The organism is Pseudomonas sp. GW821-FHT07F05 (assembly GCF_059418765.1).
The window spans coordinates 99175-115905 of sequence record NZ_JBWKQL010000013.1 but is presented as its reverse complement, the minus strand read 5'-3'; the positions used below and the strand labels follow the sequence as shown (position 1 = coordinate 115905).

Annotated in this window: 20 protein-coding genes; 12 read left to right on the top strand and 8 right to left on the bottom strand. The window is 62.3% G+C overall.

Features of this window, described 5'->3' with window-relative positions; all coding sequences use genetic code 11:
• Positions 1-54: 54 nt before the first annotated feature.
• The 4 genes from AC07RO_RS22385 to AC07RO_RS22370 form a co-directional block, all read right to left on the bottom strand.
• Positions 55-579: a DUF3299 domain-containing protein gene (locus AC07RO_RS22385; RefSeq protein ID WP_192173810.1), complete on the bottom strand. Its 525-nt coding sequence runs from the start codon at positions 577-579 to the stop codon at positions 55-57.
• 10 nt (positions 580-589) lie between these two features.
• Positions 590-1855 carry an ABC transporter permease gene (locus AC07RO_RS22380; RefSeq protein WP_495087114.1) on the bottom strand — a complete coding sequence of 422 codons (1266 nt, stop codon included), beginning with the start codon at positions 1853-1855 and terminating at the stop codon, positions 590-592.
• 1 nt (position 1856) lies between these two features.
• Positions 1857-2567 carry an ABC transporter ATP-binding protein gene (locus AC07RO_RS22375; RefSeq protein WP_495087113.1) on the bottom strand — a complete coding sequence of 237 codons (711 nt, stop codon included), beginning with the start codon at positions 2565-2567 and terminating at the stop codon, positions 1857-1859.
• Between the two features lie 63 nt (positions 2568-2630).
• Complete coding sequence (locus AC07RO_RS22370; RefSeq protein ID WP_122536840.1) at positions 2631-3209, bottom strand: DUF2796 domain-containing protein; 579 nt, start codon at positions 3207-3209, stop codon at positions 2631-2633.
• 173 nt (positions 3210-3382) lie between these two features.
• On the opposite strand from AC07RO_RS22370, the gene AC07RO_RS22365 reads away from it, so the two are divergent.
• Positions 3383-3736 (top strand): hypothetical protein, encoded by a 354-nt coding sequence (locus AC07RO_RS22365; RefSeq protein ID WP_346627621.1) that lies wholly within the window; start codon positions 3383-3385, stop codon positions 3734-3736.
• Between the two features lie 184 nt (positions 3737-3920).
• Here AC07RO_RS22365 and trxA read toward each other — a convergent pair whose 3' ends face one another.
• The 3 genes from trxA to AC07RO_RS22350 form a co-directional block, all read right to left on the bottom strand.
• Positions 3921-4793 (bottom strand): thioredoxin, encoded by an 873-nt coding sequence (gene trxA / locus AC07RO_RS22360; protein WP_192173806.1) that lies wholly within the window; start codon positions 4791-4793, stop codon positions 3921-3923.
• Between the two features lie 103 nt (positions 4794-4896).
• Positions 4897-5553, bottom strand: a complete 657-nt coding sequence (locus AC07RO_RS22355; protein ID WP_495087112.1) for a class I SAM-dependent methyltransferase — start codon at positions 5551-5553, stop codon at positions 4897-4899.
• Entirely contained in the window at positions 5550-6002 is a 453-nt protein-coding gene (locus AC07RO_RS22350) for a hypothetical protein (RefSeq protein ID WP_463583027.1), read from the bottom strand. The genes AC07RO_RS22355 and AC07RO_RS22350 overlap by 4 nt, the downstream gene beginning before the upstream one ends.
• Before the next feature lie 174 nt (positions 6003-6176).
• Here AC07RO_RS22350 and nrdR point away from each other — a divergent pair, with 174 nt between their 5' ends.
• The 11 genes from nrdR to AC07RO_RS22295 all read left to right on the top strand — a co-directional run bounded on the left by nrdR (position 6177) and on the right by AC07RO_RS22295 (position 14611).
• Positions 6177-6641: a transcriptional regulator NrdR gene (gene nrdR / locus AC07RO_RS22345; protein ID WP_065988433.1), complete on the top strand. Its 465-nt coding sequence runs from the start codon at positions 6177-6179 to the stop codon at positions 6639-6641.
• Positions 6642-6643: 2 nt separating this feature from the next.
• On the top strand, positions 6644-7783 hold the full coding sequence (gene ribD / locus AC07RO_RS22340) for a bifunctional diaminohydroxyphosphoribosylaminopyrimidine deaminase/5-amino-6-(5-phosphoribosylamino)uracil reductase RibD (protein ID WP_495087111.1): 1140 nt from the start codon (positions 6644-6646) through the stop codon (positions 7781-7783).
• A gap of 46 nt (positions 7784-7829) precedes the next feature.
• Complete coding sequence (locus tag AC07RO_RS22335; RefSeq protein ID WP_495087110.1) at positions 7830-8501, top strand: riboflavin synthase; 672 nt, start codon at positions 7830-7832, stop codon at positions 8499-8501.
• Positions 8502-8518: 17 nt separating this feature from the next.
• Positions 8519-9610: a bifunctional 3,4-dihydroxy-2-butanone-4-phosphate synthase/GTP cyclohydrolase II gene (gene ribBA / locus AC07RO_RS22330; RefSeq protein WP_495087109.1), complete on the top strand. Its 1092-nt coding sequence runs from the start codon at positions 8519-8521 to the stop codon at positions 9608-9610.
• 147 nt (positions 9611-9757) lie between these two features.
• Positions 9758-10234 carry a 6,7-dimethyl-8-ribityllumazine synthase gene (gene ribH / locus AC07RO_RS22325; protein WP_037017809.1) on the top strand — a complete coding sequence of 159 codons (477 nt, stop codon included), beginning with the start codon at positions 9758-9760 and terminating at the stop codon, positions 10232-10234.
• A complete protein-coding gene (gene nusB / locus AC07RO_RS22320; protein ID WP_282370125.1) occupies positions 10231-10731 on the top strand; it encodes a transcription antitermination factor NusB in 501 nt (166 codons plus the stop codon). The genes ribH and nusB overlap by 4 nt, the downstream gene beginning before the upstream one ends.
• Positions 10732-10768: 37 nt before the next feature.
• Positions 10769-11734, top strand: coding sequence for a thiamine-phosphate kinase (gene thiL, locus AC07RO_RS22315; RefSeq protein WP_495087108.1), 966 nt, complete (start codon positions 10769-10771; stop codon positions 11732-11734).
• Positions 11731-12240, top strand: coding sequence for a phosphatidylglycerophosphatase A family protein (locus tag AC07RO_RS22310; protein ID WP_346627625.1), 510 nt, complete (start codon positions 11731-11733; stop codon positions 12238-12240). The genes thiL and AC07RO_RS22310 overlap by 4 nt, the downstream gene beginning before the upstream one ends.
• 56 nt (positions 12241-12296) lie before the next feature.
• Positions 12297-13043 carry a substrate-binding periplasmic protein gene (locus AC07RO_RS22305; RefSeq protein ID WP_346627626.1) on the top strand — a complete coding sequence of 249 codons (747 nt, stop codon included), beginning with the start codon at positions 12297-12299 and terminating at the stop codon, positions 13041-13043.
• A gap of 106 nt (positions 13044-13149) precedes the next feature.
• Positions 13150-13767 (top strand): GTP cyclohydrolase II, encoded by a 618-nt coding sequence (ribA, locus tag AC07RO_RS22300; RefSeq protein WP_192173797.1) that lies wholly within the window; start codon positions 13150-13152, stop codon positions 13765-13767.
• Positions 13768-13813: 46 nt separating this feature from the next.
• Positions 13814-14611 (top strand): cobalamin-binding protein, encoded by a 798-nt coding sequence (locus AC07RO_RS22295; RefSeq protein ID WP_495087107.1) that lies wholly within the window; start codon positions 13814-13816, stop codon positions 14609-14611.
• Positions 14612-14629: 18 nt separating this feature from the next.
• Here the strand turns inward: AC07RO_RS22295 and AC07RO_RS22290 are convergent, their stop codons facing one another.
• Positions 14630-16513: a TonB-dependent receptor domain-containing protein gene (locus AC07RO_RS22290; RefSeq protein WP_495087106.1), complete on the bottom strand. Its 1884-nt coding sequence runs from the start codon at positions 16511-16513 to the stop codon at positions 14630-14632.
• Between the last annotated feature and the right edge of the window lie 218 nt (positions 16514-16731).

Sequence of the window (16731 nt, the reverse complement as noted above, 5' to 3'; positions counted from 1 at the left end):
GGTTTTTGACCTGGCTCAATGAAAGTGCAATTAGGGTGTGCCTGCTAACGACCCTCACTGCTCATCTGGCATTTCGTACACCAGAATCTTGTCCGCTTCCATCTGGTAACCCGCGTCGGCCAGTTCGGTGGTCGAAGATTTGACCTGCATCGGGCCTTCGATCCAGTAGGGCTGGTACAGCTCGTCCACCTTGACGCCCAGTTCGCTGGTCACGTGGACGATCTGATTCGGAGGCGGTGGAGGCACATGAATGCAGGCGCCGAAATACGGGACCAACAGAAACTCCGTCACCCGGCCTTCCTCGCTGACTTCCAGCGGCACGATGTAACCCGGCAGACGCACTCGCTCGCCGTCCAGCGACTTGACCACCGGCGCATGGGGCGCCAGTTGATGGGCGGCCGGCGCGGACTCGACGGACAGGGTGTCTGCCATGCTCGACAGGTTATGGATCGGCGCGGTGATCAGCTTCACCGGTGGCGCGTCGGGCGGGATCATTTCCTGCCACGTCAGCACGCGCAGGTCCTGGGCCCACAACGGCGTTGCGACGATCATCAACCACAGCAGCCAACCCATTCGCATCACAACGACCTCATAAACGAATCGACAACCCGTCTGCCAACGACTGGCGATAGGCACGCCACGCGGGCACAGTGCCCATCAACACGGCAGCGCCGAGAATGCCTGCCAGCAGCGTCCACTCGTATGTGCTGGGCAGGGACAGCGGCAGGTACAAACCGTAATTGGCCTGCACGTAACCCTGCGCGGAGGCAATGCCGATGTAAAGCAGCGCCAGTCCGCAAACCGATCCTCCCAGCGCTAGGGCAAACGCTTCCAGCACCAGCAGACTGGCGATGTGCCAAGGGCGTGCGCCCACCGAGCGCAGAATCGCCATCTCCCGACGCCGCTCGTTGAGGCTGGTGAGAATCGCCGTCAGCATGCCGATCAGCCCGGTCAGCACCACAAACAGCGAAATCACGAACAGCGCTTTTTCAGCCGTGCCCATCAGGCTCCACAGCTCCTGCAACGCCACCCCCGGCAGAATCGCCAGCATCGGCTCGCCCCGGAACTCGTTGATGTCGCGCTGCACAGCGAAGGTGGCGATCTTGCTGTTCAGCCCGAGCATGAATGCAGTGATGGCAGTGGGCGTGAGGTCCATGTTGCGGGCCTGGTCGGCACTTATACGCCCGGCGCCTTGGGCGGGCACGCCGTTGTGCCAGTCGATGTGAATCGCTTCCATGCCGCCGAGGCTAGTGTGGAGCGTGCGGTCCACCGGCGTGCCGGTGCGTTTGAGAATGCCGACGACGGTGAACGGCTTGTCGTCATGCTTGACCAGACTCACCGTCGCGACGCCGTGGGCCAGCACCAGTTTGTCGCCGAGCTTGTAATGCAGCGCGTCCGCCACTTCCGCGCCGAGCACCACCTCGAACGGGTCGGTGGCGAACGGCCGGCCGTCGGCCAGCTCCAGGTGCTGCTGACGGCCGTACTGGTAATGCTCGAAATACGATTCGTTGGTGCCCATCACGCGATAGCCGCGATGGCTGTCGCCGAGGGAAATCGGAATTGCCCACTTCACCTGCGTGCTGTTGGCGAAGTGCTCGAAACTGTCCCAGCGAATGTTGTTGGTGGCGTTGCCGATGCGGAACACCGAGTACAGCAGCAGGTTGACCGACCCCGAGCGCGCGCCGACGATCAGGTCCGTGCCGCTGATGGTGCTGGCAAAACTGGCGCGTGCTTCGGTGCGCACCCGTTCGACCGCCAGCAGCAGGCAGACGGAGAGGGCGATGGCGAACGCGGTGAGGAAGGCAGTGAAGCGGCGGTTGGCGAGGCTGGCCAGCGCCAGACGAAGAAGATACATCTCAAACCTCTGCGGCGACGGCGGTGCGATTGAGTTCGGCCAGCGACAGGTTGCGATCGAACAGCGGCGCCAGGCTTTGATCGTGGCTGACGAATAAGAGGCTGGCGCCGGCCTCGCGGCATTCGGCGAACAGCAACTGAATGAACGCTTCCCGGGCGTCGGCATCCAGCGCCGAGGTGGGTTCGTCAGCGATCACCAGCTCCGGCTGGCCGATCAGGGCGCGAGCGGCAGCAACCCGTTGCTGCTGACCGATGGACAGCGAATCGGCGCGGCGGCTGAGCATTTCGGGGTCTTTCAAACCCAAGTGAGCGAGCAGGGTTTCGGCCGCTATGTCGACGCTGCCGTGGCGTTGGGTCGCCCGCTGCGTGCGCAGTTTGGAAAAGCGGCAGGGCAGCTCGACGTTCTCGCGCACCGACAAAAACGGCAGCAAATTGAATTGCTGAAAGATGTAGCCGGTGTGGTCGACACGAAACCTGTCCCGGGCGCCGGCCGAGAGCTGTGTCAGTTCTTGGCCGAGCAGGCGAACGCTGCCGCGGCTGGGGCGCTGCACACCGCCCAGCAGACCGAGCAGCGTGGTTTTGCCACTGCCGCTGGGGCCTTTGAGAAACAGGGTTTCGCCGGCATCGAGGCGAAACGCCGGAATGTCCAGCAGCTGCGGATGCCCCGGCCAGCTGAAGCCGAGTTCGGACAATTCAATGAGCGCTTGAGTCATGGCCACACGTGCGTTTGAAAAGTGATCGACCGGGAAGCCCGGTCGCTGATGGAGTGGCGTTGGTTAAAACTTGACCACCGGATTGCTCGGACGCACTTCAGCGCCCATCTGGCGTTTCGGTGTCACCAGCTGCACCTGAATGGTCTGGGTGGCCGGGAAGCTTTTGAACAGCTGGGTCAGATCGAGCTTGTTGAGCACGTTCGGCGCGCTGCAGGTGAACTGATAGTGGCCGTGAATTTCGCTGTGCTCGTGTTCAGCCGCGTCGCCATCGGCGTGGTCGTGATCGTCGTCATCCTTGTCGCCGAACAGCGTGCTTTCCACCCGCTGTTTGGTCGCGGTGCATCCGGCTGCTTCCGGGAGACTGAACAGGGCGTGGGGTTTGAGCAGGGTTTCCTTGGCCAGAGCAAGCGTCATCTTGTCTGCGTCCGTGGTTGCCGGGTGCTCGAAGCCGACGATGTTCATCGCCGGCGTGTCGAGTTCCAGTTCCAGGGTGCGACCGTCCAGCGCCATGTCCAGCCGCGCGACACCGTGCACATGCGCGCCGAGACTGCCGTGCTCATGATCGTGGTCATGTTCATCAGCCGCTTGAGCAGCAGCGAGGGGCAGCAAGGCGAAGGGCAGGGCGAGTAGCAAACGACGCATGGGGAAGCTCCGGGGGTGAGTCTGAAATTTGTTATGTGATCTTATAACAATGCGTTGCGCTGTTTCTTAACTTTTTCAATCAGCCTTGTGGGAGGGTGAGCTTTCAGGGATCACGTGCAGGTCGACAATTCCTGTGGGACCATGCCGGTCCGCCCTATCAGAGGACACACCCCATGCTGCGAATCCGTGGAACCGTCGGCGATCTGCCGGTGGATCTGACTGTGGAAATGGACGACGCCGACTGGGCACGGCTGGGCATTCAGCCAGGCGCGCAGGTGCAGGCAACGTCGGCGCCGGTTGATACGTCCGTCAAGCCTGCGGCCAGTCGCAACGATGCTGTCTGGGATATCGCTCAAGAGCTGTTGCGCAAAGCGGGCCATCTGACCGGGCCGGATCTACTCGGTCAGCTGGAAGGTTTGTCGGGTAGCACCGCTGCGGGCAAACGCCTGATGGTGCGGATGCGCCACAGCGCCAACGTGAAAGTGGAAAGCCAGGGCGACACGCCGGTGTATCACTGGATCGAATGATACACACAACCGTTTTTGAACCCGTGTAGGACCGGCTTTAGCCGGGAATGCTTCAGCCGTCACACCACAAAATTGAGGGTGCTGGTGCGGGCCTCTTCCCGGCTAAAGCCGGTCCCACAAGTAGACCGCGTACATTCCTTGGGACTGGCTCGGTCCATCAAAAGACCGGCTTCAGCAGGGGAGGCTAGTAAAGCGCCGCAAACAGCCGACGACGGTAGGTCGTGACCAGCGGGTGATCATTCCCCAGCAAGTCAAACACCTGCAGCAGCGTCTTGTGCGGCTGGCCTTCGTTGTAGCTGCGGTTGCGGATGAACAGCTTGAGCAGTCCTTCCAGCGCGGCTTCGTATTGCTGACGGGACAATTGCTGGATCGCCAGTTGGTGCGCGGCTTCGTCGTCCTGCGGGTTCTGCGCCAGGCGCGACTTCAGCTCGGCGACGTCAGGCAACGCGGCGGCTTCAGCCAGAAACGTCAATTGCGCCTTCGCCCCGGCCAGCGCGGCTTTGTGCTCATCGCTCTTCACAGCGTCCAGTACCGTGCGGGCTTCCGTCAGCTCGCCGCGTTCGGCCAGGCAGCGCGCATACAAAATCAGCGCGGCAGCGTTGGTGTTGTCCTCGGCGAGGATGGTCTGCAGAACCGCTTCGGCTTCGGCGAAATGGCTCTCGGCGAACATCGCCTGCGCGGTTTTCAGCGGGTCGGCGGCGGCCGGCGGTGGCATTTGCACATGGGGCTCAAGCAGTGCGCGGATTTGCGATTCAGGCTGAGCACCGGAGAACCCATCTACCGGCTGGCCGTCCTTGAACAGCACCACGGTGGGCAGGCTGCGAATGCCGAAGCGCGCCACGATGTCCTGTTCAGCGTCGCAGTCGACCTTAGCCAGCAGCAACTCGCCCTGATAACTCTCGGCGATCTGTTGCAGCAGCGGCATCAGCACCTTGCACGGCGCACACCACTCGGCCCAGAAATCCACCAGCACGGGTTTGTGAAAGGAATTCTCGATGACCATCTGATCGAAAGTGGCGGTGGTCGCATCGAAGATGTACGGCGTGTCCTGGCTCATCGCGGGTCTCGAAAAAAGGCTTGATGGCGCGAACTATAAAGCGCTGGGGGGATTGTCGAAAGCGGGGTTGATGCCTGCCGCACAATTGTGCGCGCGAAGCGAGTCATGACCTGACCGCATGATAAAGACTCACCCTGCGAAACTCCCACGGTTCGGCCAGATCGGGCAGCGTCAGCGCCTCCAGAATCCCCAGTCTTTTATAAAGAGGATGCTGGAAATCCCGCACCCGGGAATCGGCCACCAACGCCTCTTTTCCGCGACTGAGAAACTGATCCAGCAACGGCAGGTTGGCGCGGTCGTACAGCACGTCCGCCACGAGGATCAGATCGAAACGATCGTCTTCGGCGAAGAAGTCCCCCGAATACTGAAGCGTCACGCCGTTCAGCTCGGCGTTGGCCCGGCAGGCCTCGATCGCCAGCGGATCAAGATCACAGGCGACGACTTCAAGCGCCCCGGCCTTCATCGCTGCAATACCTGCGACGCCCGAGCCCGCGCCGAAATCCAGCACGCGCTTGCCCGCGACCCACTGCGGCTGCTCGGCGAGAAAGCGCGCCAGCGCCAGTCCGCTGGCCCAACAGAAACTCCAGTAGGGCGGGTCTTCGAGAATGCGCCGGGTTTCTTCGGGGCTGAACGCGCGATCCATATTGTTCGCGTCGATCAGCCACAGCTTCAGGTCCGTCCCCGGCAGCGCTTCGGCAGCCAGTTGCGCATCGCCCAACAGTTCGCCCAATGCGGCTTGCAGGTGAAGCGGAGCGGTCACGGCGCGGGAGCGAATTGCAGCTGACCCAGCGCCTGAGTGGTGGGTTGGGTGATCAATACGGACGGCAGATGCAGAATCAGCTGCCCCGACTTGCTGGCGCGACCGCGCAATTCGACACGCGCACCCACCGGGAAAGCTTCCGGATTGAAACGCAGCTGGAACGGCAGCGACTGGTTGTTGCCCATCAGTTTGGTACTGGTCAGCAGCTTCTGCGGGCGATTGCGATCGTCGATGACCAGCAGCGCCAGTTCGACTTCTGCGCCGGCCGGCACGCCCAGCAACTGGCCGCTCAATTCGCGCTGGAACGGCTGCAACGGACCTTGCCCTTCCGGCAGCGTAATGGCGTTGGGCGCAGGTTTGGCGGGCGCCGCAGGTTTCGGCGCTTCGGCCGTGCTGCAGGCAGCGAGCAGGCCCACAAGGCTGATTACAGCAAGCGTACGTAGCGTCATGAACAGCTCCAGACAAAGCAGAATGCGGGCGAGATACGCACGGGATGGCGCAGTATCGCTGAGTGCGAGGGGTTTCACCGCACTGAATGCGCGTCTATATACCTTAAAGCCTCGGACTTGTCTTGCCAGCGAGATGCGCTACCATGGCCCTCCCTTTTTTTGTTGCCTGCCACCATGCACTGTCCCTTTTGCGGTGCCAACGACACCAAAGTCATTGACTCGCGCCTCGTTGCTGAAGGCGATCAGGTTCGCCGCCGCCGCGAATGCGTCGCCTGCGAAGAACGCTTCACCACATTCGAAACCGCTGAACTGGTTCTGCCCCGGCTGATCAAGCAGGACGGCAGCCGTCAGCCCTTCGACGAAGAGAAGCTGCGCGCCGGCATGCAGCGCGCGCTGGAAAAGCGCCCGGTCAGCGTCGAGCGTCTCGAAGCGGCCCTGGCCCACATCAAAAGCAAGCTGCGTGCGACCGGCGAGCGCGAGGTCAAATCGCTGATCGTGGGTGAGCTGGTCATGGGCGAATTGCAGAAGCTCGACGAAGTGGCCTACATCCGCTTTGCTTCTGTTTATCGGCGGTTTCAGGACCTCAACGAATTCCGCGAAGAAATCGACCGACTGGCCCGCGAGCCGGTTAAAGAGTGAGCATGACCTCGACAGAGCAAGGCGTGCTCGACGCAGCCTACATGGCGCGGGCGCTGGAACTGGCGCGCAAAGGCGTCTACTCGACGCATCCCAACCCGCGTGTTGGCTGCGTGATCGTGCGTGATGGCGCAATTGTCGGCGAAGGCTGGCACGTCCGCGCCGGCGAGCCCCACGCAGAAGTGCATGCCCTGCGCCAGGCGGGCGACAAGGCGAAGGGCGCTACCGCTTACGTCACCCTCGAACCCTGCAGCCATCATGGCCGCACCCCGCCGTGCGCCGACGCGCTGGTCAATGCCGGTGTGGCGCGTGTGGTCGCCGCCATGCAAGACCCCAATCCCGACGTCGCCGGCCGTGGCCTGTTGCGCCTGATGAACGCGGGCATTGCGGTGCAGAGCGGCGTGCTCGAAAGCGAAGCGCGGGCGCTTAACAAAGGGTTTCTCAAGCGTATGGAACACGGCCTGCCGTACGTGCGGGTCAAGCTGGCGATGAGCCTCGACGGACGCACGGCCATGGCCAGCGGCGAAAGCCAGTGGATCACCGGCCCTGAAGCGCGATCTGCCGTACAGCGCCTGCGTGCGCAGTCGAGCGTGGTGCTGACCGGCGCCGATACCGTGCTCGCCGACAACGCGCGGCTCACCGTGCGCCCTGACGAGTTGGGCCTGAACGCCGAACTCAGCGCCCTGGCCGCGACCCGCCCGCCGTTGCGCGTGTTGATCGACGGGCGTTTGCGTGTGCCTCTCGACGCGCCCTTCTTTAAAGCGGGCAACGCGCTGGTGGCGACCTGCGCGGCAGCGTCAGCACGGGGGCGCTACCACGACGAAGGCCACGAACTGCTGGCACTGCCCAGCAGCGGCGGGCATGTCGACCTGAGCAAGTTGCTGGTTGAACTGGCGGCCCGGGGCGTTAATGACGTGCTGGTCGAAGCCGGTCCCAAGCTCGCTGGCGCGTTTACCCGACTGGGCCTGGTGGATGAATTTCAGATCTTCGTGGCGGGCAAGTTCATGGGCTCGTCGGCGCGACCGTTGCTGGACCTGCCGCTGGCGCAGATGAGCGAGGCGCTCGAACTCAAGATCGTCGAAATGCGCGCGGTCGGCAATGACTGGCGAGTCATTGCGATACCCGCGTCGCACCCCGGCGTATAATTCCGGCTTCCGCGCCCAGCGCTGGCCCTGTTTTCCAGGAGCACCCATGTTTACCGGCATCATCGAATCCATCGGCAGCATCCGCGCCATCACTCCGAAAGGCGGCGACGTCCGCGTTTACGTAGAGACCGGCAAGCTCGACCTTTCCGACGTCAAACTGGGCGACAGCATCGCGGTCAACGGCGTCTGCCTGACCGCCGTTGAATTGCCAGGCGACGGCTTCTGGGCCGACGTCAGCCGCGAAACCCTGAACGTCACTGCGTTTGTCGATTTGAAAACCGGCAGCCGGGTCAATCTGGAAAAAGCCCTGACCCCGACCACCCGCCTGGGCGGCCATCTGGTCAGCGGCCACGTCGACGGCGTCGGCGAAGTATTGTCCCGCGAAGAAAACGCCCGTGCGATCCAGTTCCGCATGCGCGCCCCGCGCGAGCTGGCCAAGTACATCTCCCACAAAGGCTCAATCACCATCGACGGCACTAGCCTGACCGTGAACGCCGTCAACGGCGCCGAGTTCGAGCTGACCATTGTGCCGCACACGCTCGCCGAGACCATCATGGGCGACTACCGCCCGGGCCGTAAGATCAACCTGGAAGTCGACCTGCTGGCGCGTTACCTCGAGCGTTTGCTGCTCGGTGACAAAGCGGCTGATCCGACGCCTGCCCAGGGCGGCAACATCAGCGAAAGCTTTCTGGCCGCCAACGGCTACCTCAAATCCTGAATTGAAGGGGGTGCCGCGTGGCGCTCAACAGCATCGAAGAACTGGTTGAAGACATTCGCCAAGGCAAGATGGTCATCCTCATGGATGACGAAGACCGCGAGAACGAAGGCGATCTGATCATGGCCTCCGAGTGCGTCAAGGCCGAGCACATCAACTTCATGGCGCGTTACGCCCGTGGCCTGATCTGCATGCCGATGACCCGCGAGCGCTGCGAAACCCTGAAACTGCCATTGATGGCGCCGCGCAATGGCTCGGGCTTCGGCACCAAGTTCACCGTGTCCATCGAAGCCGCCGAGGGTGTGACCACCGGGATTTCCGCCGCCGACCGCGCGCGCACCGTTCAGGCCGCTGCTGCCAAGGATGCAAAGGCCGAAGACATCGTCAGCCCGGGCCACATCTTCCCGCTGATGGCCCAGGCCGGCGGCACACTGTCCCGCGCAGGCCACACGGAAGCGGCATGCGACTTGGCGCGCATGGCCGGTTTCGAGCCGACCGGCGTGATCTGCGAAGTCATGAACGACGACGGCACCATGTCCCGTCGTACTGAACTGGAAGCTTTCGCGGTCGAGCACAACATCAAGATCGGTACCATTGCCGACCTGATTCATTACCGGATGATCCACGAACGTACCGTTCAGCGGATCGCCGAGCAGCCTCTCGACAGCGAACTGGGCCATTTCAATCTGGTGACCTACCGCGATTCCGTCGAAGGTGACGTGCACCTGGCGCTGACGCTGGGCAAGATCTGCGCGGAAGAAGCCACACTGGTTCGCGTGCATAACATGGACCCGCTGCGCGACCTGCTGATGGTCAAGCAGCCCGGCCGCTGGAGCCTGCGCGCTGCCATGAAGACCGTGGCCGAGGCCGGCAGCGGCGTCGTGCTGCTGCTCGGTCACCCGCTCGATGGCGACACGGTTCTGGCCCATGTGCGTGAAACCGCTGGCGGCACACCGATCAAGACGCCGACCACTTACAGCACCGTCGGTGCCGGTTCGCAGATCCTTCGTGACCTCGGCGTGCGCAAAATGCGCCTGATGAGTTCGCCAATGAAGTTCAATGCGATATCCGGTTTCGATCTGGAAGTTGTAGAATACGTGCCCTCCGAATAAAGACCGGCAGGTGACAGGCCCCGACAGCGTTCAGCCGTGGGTGGTTCTGGTCCCTGCAGTCGCCCATTCGTGGCCTAAAATCCCTGAGAGCGCGCGCCCGATGCGCGCTTTCATGCTCTTTAATACGAGAACACGAGACTCAGCCGAATGACCCTGAAGACCATCGAAGGTACCTTCATCGCCCCCCAAGGTCGCTATGCCCTGGTGGTTGGCCGCTTCAACAGCTTCGTCGTCGAAAGCCTGGTGAGCGGTGCCGTTGATGCCCTGGTTCGCCATGGCGTGAGCGAAAGCGACATCACCATCATCCGCGCACCGGGCGCGTTCGAAATCCCACTGGTCGTGCAGAAGGTCGCTCAACGCAGCGAATTCGCCGCCATCATCGCCCTCGGCGCCGTCATTCGTGGCGGCACCCCGCACTTCGAATACGTCGCTGGCGAATGCACCAAGGGCCTGTCCCAGGTGTCCATGGAGTTCGGCGTACCGGTCGCGTTCGGCGTCTTGACCGTCGATTCCATCGAACAGGCGATCGAACGCTCCGGCACCAAGGCCGGCAACAAAGGCGCTGAAGCTGCCTTGTCCGCCATCGAGATGGTCAGCCTGTTGGCGCAGTTGGAGGCCAAGTGATTAACGACGAAAGCGATCAGTTCAACCCGCGTGATCCACGTGCGGCAGACGCTGGCAAGCCATCGAAAAGCGAAAAGCGTCGTGCCGCTCGCCAGATGGCGATGCAGGCCCTTTACCAGCGCCACATGGCTGGCCAGTCGCTGAACGAAATCGAAGCACAATTTCGCGTCGACAACGACTTCACCTCCGTCGACGCCGCTTACTTCCACGACATCCTCCACGGTGTTCCGGGCAATCAGGACAAAATCGACGCAGCGCTGGCGCCATGTCTGGACCTGACCATCGACGAGCTGGACCCGGTTGAGCTGGCGGTTTTGCGTCTGTCGACCTGGGAGCTGCTGGAGCGCATCGACGTGCCGTACCGCGTGGTCATCAACGAAGGTATCGAGCTGGCGAAAGTCTACGGTTCGACCGACGGCCACAAGTTCGTCAACGGCGTGCTCGACAAGCTGGCTCCGCGTCTGCGCGAAGTCGAAGTGAAGGCGCACAAGCGCTGAGGCTTCTGGGTTTCTCCAGAACCTGAGCGTCTCCGCCATGGGCGAGTTCGAGCTGATCCGCAATTACTTTGCCGCTGCGCCCTGCGCGCAGCCCGGCGAAGGCGTTGCCTTGGGGATCGGCGACGACTGCGCCCTGTTGTCGGTGGCCGCTGGCGAGCAACTCGCCATCTCCACTGACACGCTGGTCGCCGGGGTGCATTTCCCCGACGTCTGCGATCCTTTCCTGCTCGGCCAGCGCGCTCTCGGCGTGTCGGCCAGCGACCTGGCTGCCATGGGCGCCAGTCCTCTCGCTTTTACCCTTGCTCTGACCTTGCCGCAGGTTTCCGCCGACTGGCTGGAAGCGTTCGCCCGTGGTTTGAACACCATGGCCCAAGGCTGCGGCCTGCGCCTGATCGGTGGCGACACCACGCGCGGGCCGTTGAGCCTGACGGTCACCGTTTTCGGCACGGTCCCCAACGGGCAGGCCCTGACCAGAAGCGGCGCACGGCCCGGCGATTTGTTGTGCGTGGGCGGTCCGCTGGGCGACGCGGCCGGAGCGCTGCCGTTGGTGTTGAACCAGCGCAGCACCGAGGCGTCTACCACTCAGGCCTTGCTGGCGCGTTACTGGTCGCCGCAGCCGCAGTTCGAGCTGGGCATCGCGTTGCGCGGCAAGGCCAGCGCGGCGCTGGACATCTCTGACGGACTGCTCGCCGACTGCGGACATATCGCCACCGCCTCGGGCGTGCGCTTGCTCGTTGAGCGCGAAAAAGTGCCGATGTCTGACGCGCTGCTGAGTTTTTTTGGGCCTGATGCGGCGTTGAGTGCGGCGCTCAGTGGGGGCGATGACTACAGACTGGCCTTCACGTTGCCGCCATCATGGCTGGCTGAACTTCAGGCTGCAGGCTTGCCTGTTTTCGTTCTGGGTCGGGTGGTCGAAGGCCACGGCGTGGCGCTGATCGACGCACTTGGGCAGGACGTCACCCCGTTGATTCGGGGCTATCAACATTTTCAGGAGACACGGTGACAGATCATCCTAATCAGGTCCCGGCGGAGAACGTTCCTCCGTCCGTTTGGACCAATCCGTGGCATTTCCTGGCCTTCGGTTTCGGCTCCGGCACATTGCCCAAAGCGCCCGGCACATGGGGCTCAATGGTTGCCGTGCCGTTTATTCCCCTGTGGCAGATGCTACCGGACTGGGGCTATTGGCTGGTCCTTGGCCTGACGATCCTGTTCGGCTTCTGGCTGTGCGGCAAGGTGGCGGACGACCTGCGCGTTCACGACCATGAAGGCATCGTCTGGGACGAGATGGTCGGGATGTGGATTACTTTGTGGCTGGTACCCGAAGGCTGGGGCTGGCTGCTGGTGGGTTTCCTGGTATTCCGCTTTTTCGACATCCTCAAGCCTTGGCCCATTCACTGGATCGACAAGCATGTGCACGGCGGCGTCGGCATCATGCTGGATGATGTCCTGGCCGGTGTGTTCGCATGGCTGGCGATGCAAGGGCTGGTCTGGCTGTGGGCCGTGATGTAGGGGCTACGCTCATGAGGCGTTCAGGGGTGGGATGGCTGCTCGCTGTGTGGTTGCTGATGACAAGTGTCTGGGCGACTGCCGATGCGGCAACCCCTGCGCCGATGTCTGACAAGCCTACTGACATCCAGCTGGTCAGCGAGCACTGGATTGGTTACACCGAAACCGACGGCACGGGGCTGGGTTGGGATTTGATGCGGGAGATCTTCGAGCCGGCCGGCGTCAAGGTTGAGCAGCGCATCGAGCCGTACACCCGCGCGGTCGGGCTGGTGCAGCGGGGCGAGGCCGACGCGTGGATTGCCGCCTATAAGGATGAGGTAGAGGGCACGCTCTACTCGAAGTGGAACTACGACACCGACGAGATTTACACGCTGGGTCTGGCCTCCAAGCCGCTTCCTTCTCTGCAGACGCTGGGCAAATACCGTTTGGCCTGGGTGCGTGGCTACGAGTATCAGCACTATCTGCCCAACGTGACGCACTTCAACGAGGTCGCCCGGCGCGATCACGTTCTGCCGATGCTCGAATACGGGCGCGCGGATCTGTACATCGATGCCAAACCGGAAATGGACTTTGTCCTCGCCCAAAGCGACGATCCTCAGCGTTATCGGCTGACCTATCTCACCTCCATTCCTTTGTACCTGAGCTTTGCCGATACCCCGCGAGGGCACGCGCTGCGGGATCTGTTTGACGTACGGATGGGCGAACTTGTGCACAGCGGCAAGCTGCGGCCGATCTTTGCACGCTGGAAGCATGCGTATCCGTTCGACACAGACGGTCGTCAATCCGGTAATGACGCTGCCCACTGATCAAACTTGTTGATCTGATTGGCCGACAATTCAGCCTAAGCGTCTGCCGGAACCTGCTGTTACAATGTTGCGAATTTCCAGCCCTCATACTGATCAGGAGCACCCGGTGCCCGTCGTATTTGTCGCGGCTTCCAAGCTGCCTACCCCTTTTGCCACTTTCAAGATGAACGGCTTTCTCGAGCAGGAAAACGGTCGCGAGCATGTCGTGCTGACCCTCGGCGATGTGTCAGATGGCGCCCCGGTGCTCGGCCGTGTGCATTCCGAATGCCTGACCGGTGATGCGCTGTTCAGTCAGCGATGCGACTGCGGTTCCCAGCTTGAGGCGGCGTTGCGCGCCATCGCCGCCGAAGGCCGCGGCGTGCTGTTGTACCTGCGCCAGGAAGGCCGCGGCATAGGCTTGATGAACAAGATCCGCGCGTATGAATTGCAGGACGGCGGTGCCGACACCGTTGAAGCGAACGAGCGCCTGGGCTTCGCCGCTGACCAGCGCGATTACGGCATTTGCCTGCCGATGCTGGAGCATCTGGGCATCCAGTCCCTGCGTCTGATGACCAATAACCCCCGCAAAGTCAAAGCGCTGACAGACATGGGCATCACCGTCGCCGAGCGTGTGCCGCTGCACACCGGCCACAATCCGCACAACAAGCTCTATCTGGCGACCAAGGCCGGCAAGCTGGGTCACATGATGGGTAACGAGCATCAGAGCGAAGTCGATCCGGCGTGATGCTTTGCAGTCTGCGCCGTCGTCTGGCGCAGGCTGGACGCGCTTGATGCGCCGCTGGGTTGCCTTTCTCCTGTTGCTGGTTGCTTTTCAGGCCGGCGCTGCGCAGCGGGTCGTTAGCCTCGCACCCTCTCTTACTGAAATTGTTATCGAACTGGATGCCGCCGATCTGCTGGTCGGTGTGCTCGACGGCGGTCCACGCCCGACAAAGGTGGCACGCCTGCCTTCGGTGGGTCGCTACGGGCAGCTCGACATCGAGCGCCTGCTCAGTTTGCAGCCCGATCTTTTGCTGCTATGGCCCGGGAGTGTCAGCGCGGCCCAGCGCGATCAACTGAGGCGCCTGAATATTCCCACCTACACCGCCGAGCCTCACACGCTGGAAGAACTGGCTGATCAGATCGAGCAGATGGGCGAACGCCTTGGCCTCGCCGATCGTGGACGACAAGTAGCGGGGGATTTCCGTCAGCGATTGGCCGGATTGCGTGAGCGTTATCGCCGCGATGTCCCGCTGAGAGTCTTTTACCAAGTGTGGGATCAGCCGCTTTACACCGTAGGCGGCGGCCAGATCATCAGCGATGCACTGACCGTCTGCGGCGCACGCAACGTGTTTGAAGACCTGACCCTGCCGGCGCCGCAGGTGAGTATCGAGTCAGTGCTGCAGCGAGATCCGGACGTGATTCTCGCCAGCGACGCTGCATTGTTGCCAGCATGGAAAACCTGGCCGCAGTTGAAGGCCGTGAAAGCCGGTCGCCTGTTTGCCGTGCCCGATAAAGGCCTCGAACGAGCAAGCGGGCAGATGGTGGAAGCGGTGGCGAAGGTGTGCAGCGTAATAGCGCCAGAACGCTAGATCAGGCGGGCTGAACATCTACAGCTCAGGCGTCCAGGTCACGCCAAACATCCACGTTCGACCCTCTTCGCGATAGCCGTAATTGCTGCCATCGAAGCTGTACAGCGTGCGGCTGTAGCGTTTGTCCAGGGCGTTATCCAGTTTGAACTCAAGCTTCACTTCGTCGCTGGCTTTCCAGCTGCTGTGCAATCCAAACAACGAATAGCCGCCGATGTGCTGGGTGTTGGCCTCGTCGTTGTAGCTATCGCTGACGGCCTGCCAACTGGCGCCAACGCCCAGGCGATCGAACTGCCGATCAAGATCGAGGTTCAGGGTTCGGCGGGCGCGGCGGTTGAGCGTATGGCCGGTGTCCCGATCACGGGGGTCGATGACCGACGCGCCGAGCTTGCCGGTCCAGCCGAACAATTGCTGCTCAAGGGACGCTTCGACACCCTTGATCCGTGCCGAGCCGATGTTCTGAGGGCGAAAGTCGCTGTCGAGGGCAATCGCGTCCTGCAGATCAGTGCGATACAGCGAGGCCTCAAGGCGGGCGGTTTCGCTCAGGCGACTGCGCCATTGCAGCTCGTAGGTTTTGGAGTGCTCGGGTTTGAGATTCGGGTTGCTGAAGTCCGGGTAATACAGGTCATTGAATGTCGGAGCGCGGAAGCCTTCGCTGTAGGACAGCAGCACGTCGTTGGCGTCATTGAGCGGAACGGTGAGGGTGCCGCTCCAGGTGTTCTGGCTGCCGAACTGCTCGTTCTGATCATGGCGCAGGCCGAGCTCGGCCGAGAAGTGCTCGCCTTTGAAACGATGCTGGATGAACGCCGCGCGGTTCCAGCGGCTGTCCTCGTCGAACGGCGTGCTGCTGTTGACGCGGTCTTCGTACCAGTCGCCACCCAGGATCAGGCTGTTGCGGTCATCCAGCGTCAGGTCGTTCTGCCAATTGAACGAGTCGCGGTAGGTGTTGAATACGTAGTGATCGTCGCTCAGCTTATCCAGCGTCTTTTCGCGGTTCTCGCTGTGGCCCAGCTCCAGACGGGTTTTCCAGGTCTGGTTGATGCGGGCGTCGACGTAGGTGCCGAGGCTGCTCAGGTCAAACTTGCTGTATTGCTGCTGACCCACGGTGTTGAACGTGACCGGGTCGAACAGACCGAACGGGTTGTCGAACTCGGTCTTGCCCCGGTTATCCAGAGCGTTGAAGCCGACCTCCACGTCGTCGCTGAGCCAGTGGCTGAGGTTCAGGCTCAGGGATTTATTGCGGTAGGCGTCGTGATCGTCATCGCTGGCGAAGGACGGGCCGGTGCGGTCGATGCCTGCCGTTTCATCCAGGCTGGTGCTGAGGTTGAAATGCGTCTGTTGATCGCCGCCCGACAGGCCGAGGCTCTGCTGCTGGGTGCCTCGATTGCCGAAACCCGTATGCAGGCGGGCCTGGAGGCCTTGATCGGCGCCCCGTCGGGTGAAGATCTGGATCACGCCGCCAATGGCGTCAGCGCCGTAGATGACCGAACGAGAACCGCGCAGCACTTCCACGCGCTCGATCTGCTCGACGTCGAGGTATTGCAGGTTGCTGTCCGCCGACGTCGCATTGGCAATGCGCTGCCCATCGACCAACACCAGACTCTGCGCAGCCTTGGTCCCGCGAATGAAAATCCCCGGCAAACTGCCCCGGCCGCCGCTGGGCGCCACTTGCACGCCGGGCACGCGACTCAACAGGTCGGTGACGCTGCCGGGTTGCAGCCGCTCGATGTCGGCGCGGGTGAATACGGTGCTCGCCGCAGTGCTGGCATCACGCTGCTCGACTTGGCGATTGGCGCTGATCAGCACGCTGTCCAGCTTCAGGGCGCTTTCGCGATCAGGCTGGTCGGCGAAGGCCTGCGTGGCAGGGATGAGGGAGAAGGCGAGGGCGAGGCGGGAAAGGGTCATGTTCTATACAAGTAGGCTGTCTGACACCCCTGGCCCCAGTGGGAGCGAGCTTGCTCGCGAATGCCGGGTTACAGGCGATGAAGATACGTTAAATGGGCAGACCTCTTCGTGAGCAAGCTCACTCCCACAGGGTTCGCGTTTGTCAGCTGATTGCGGTGTACAACCACAGCAGGACAGTCTCACGCCCCCCATCGCCCGGACAATGCCAGAGATGGACC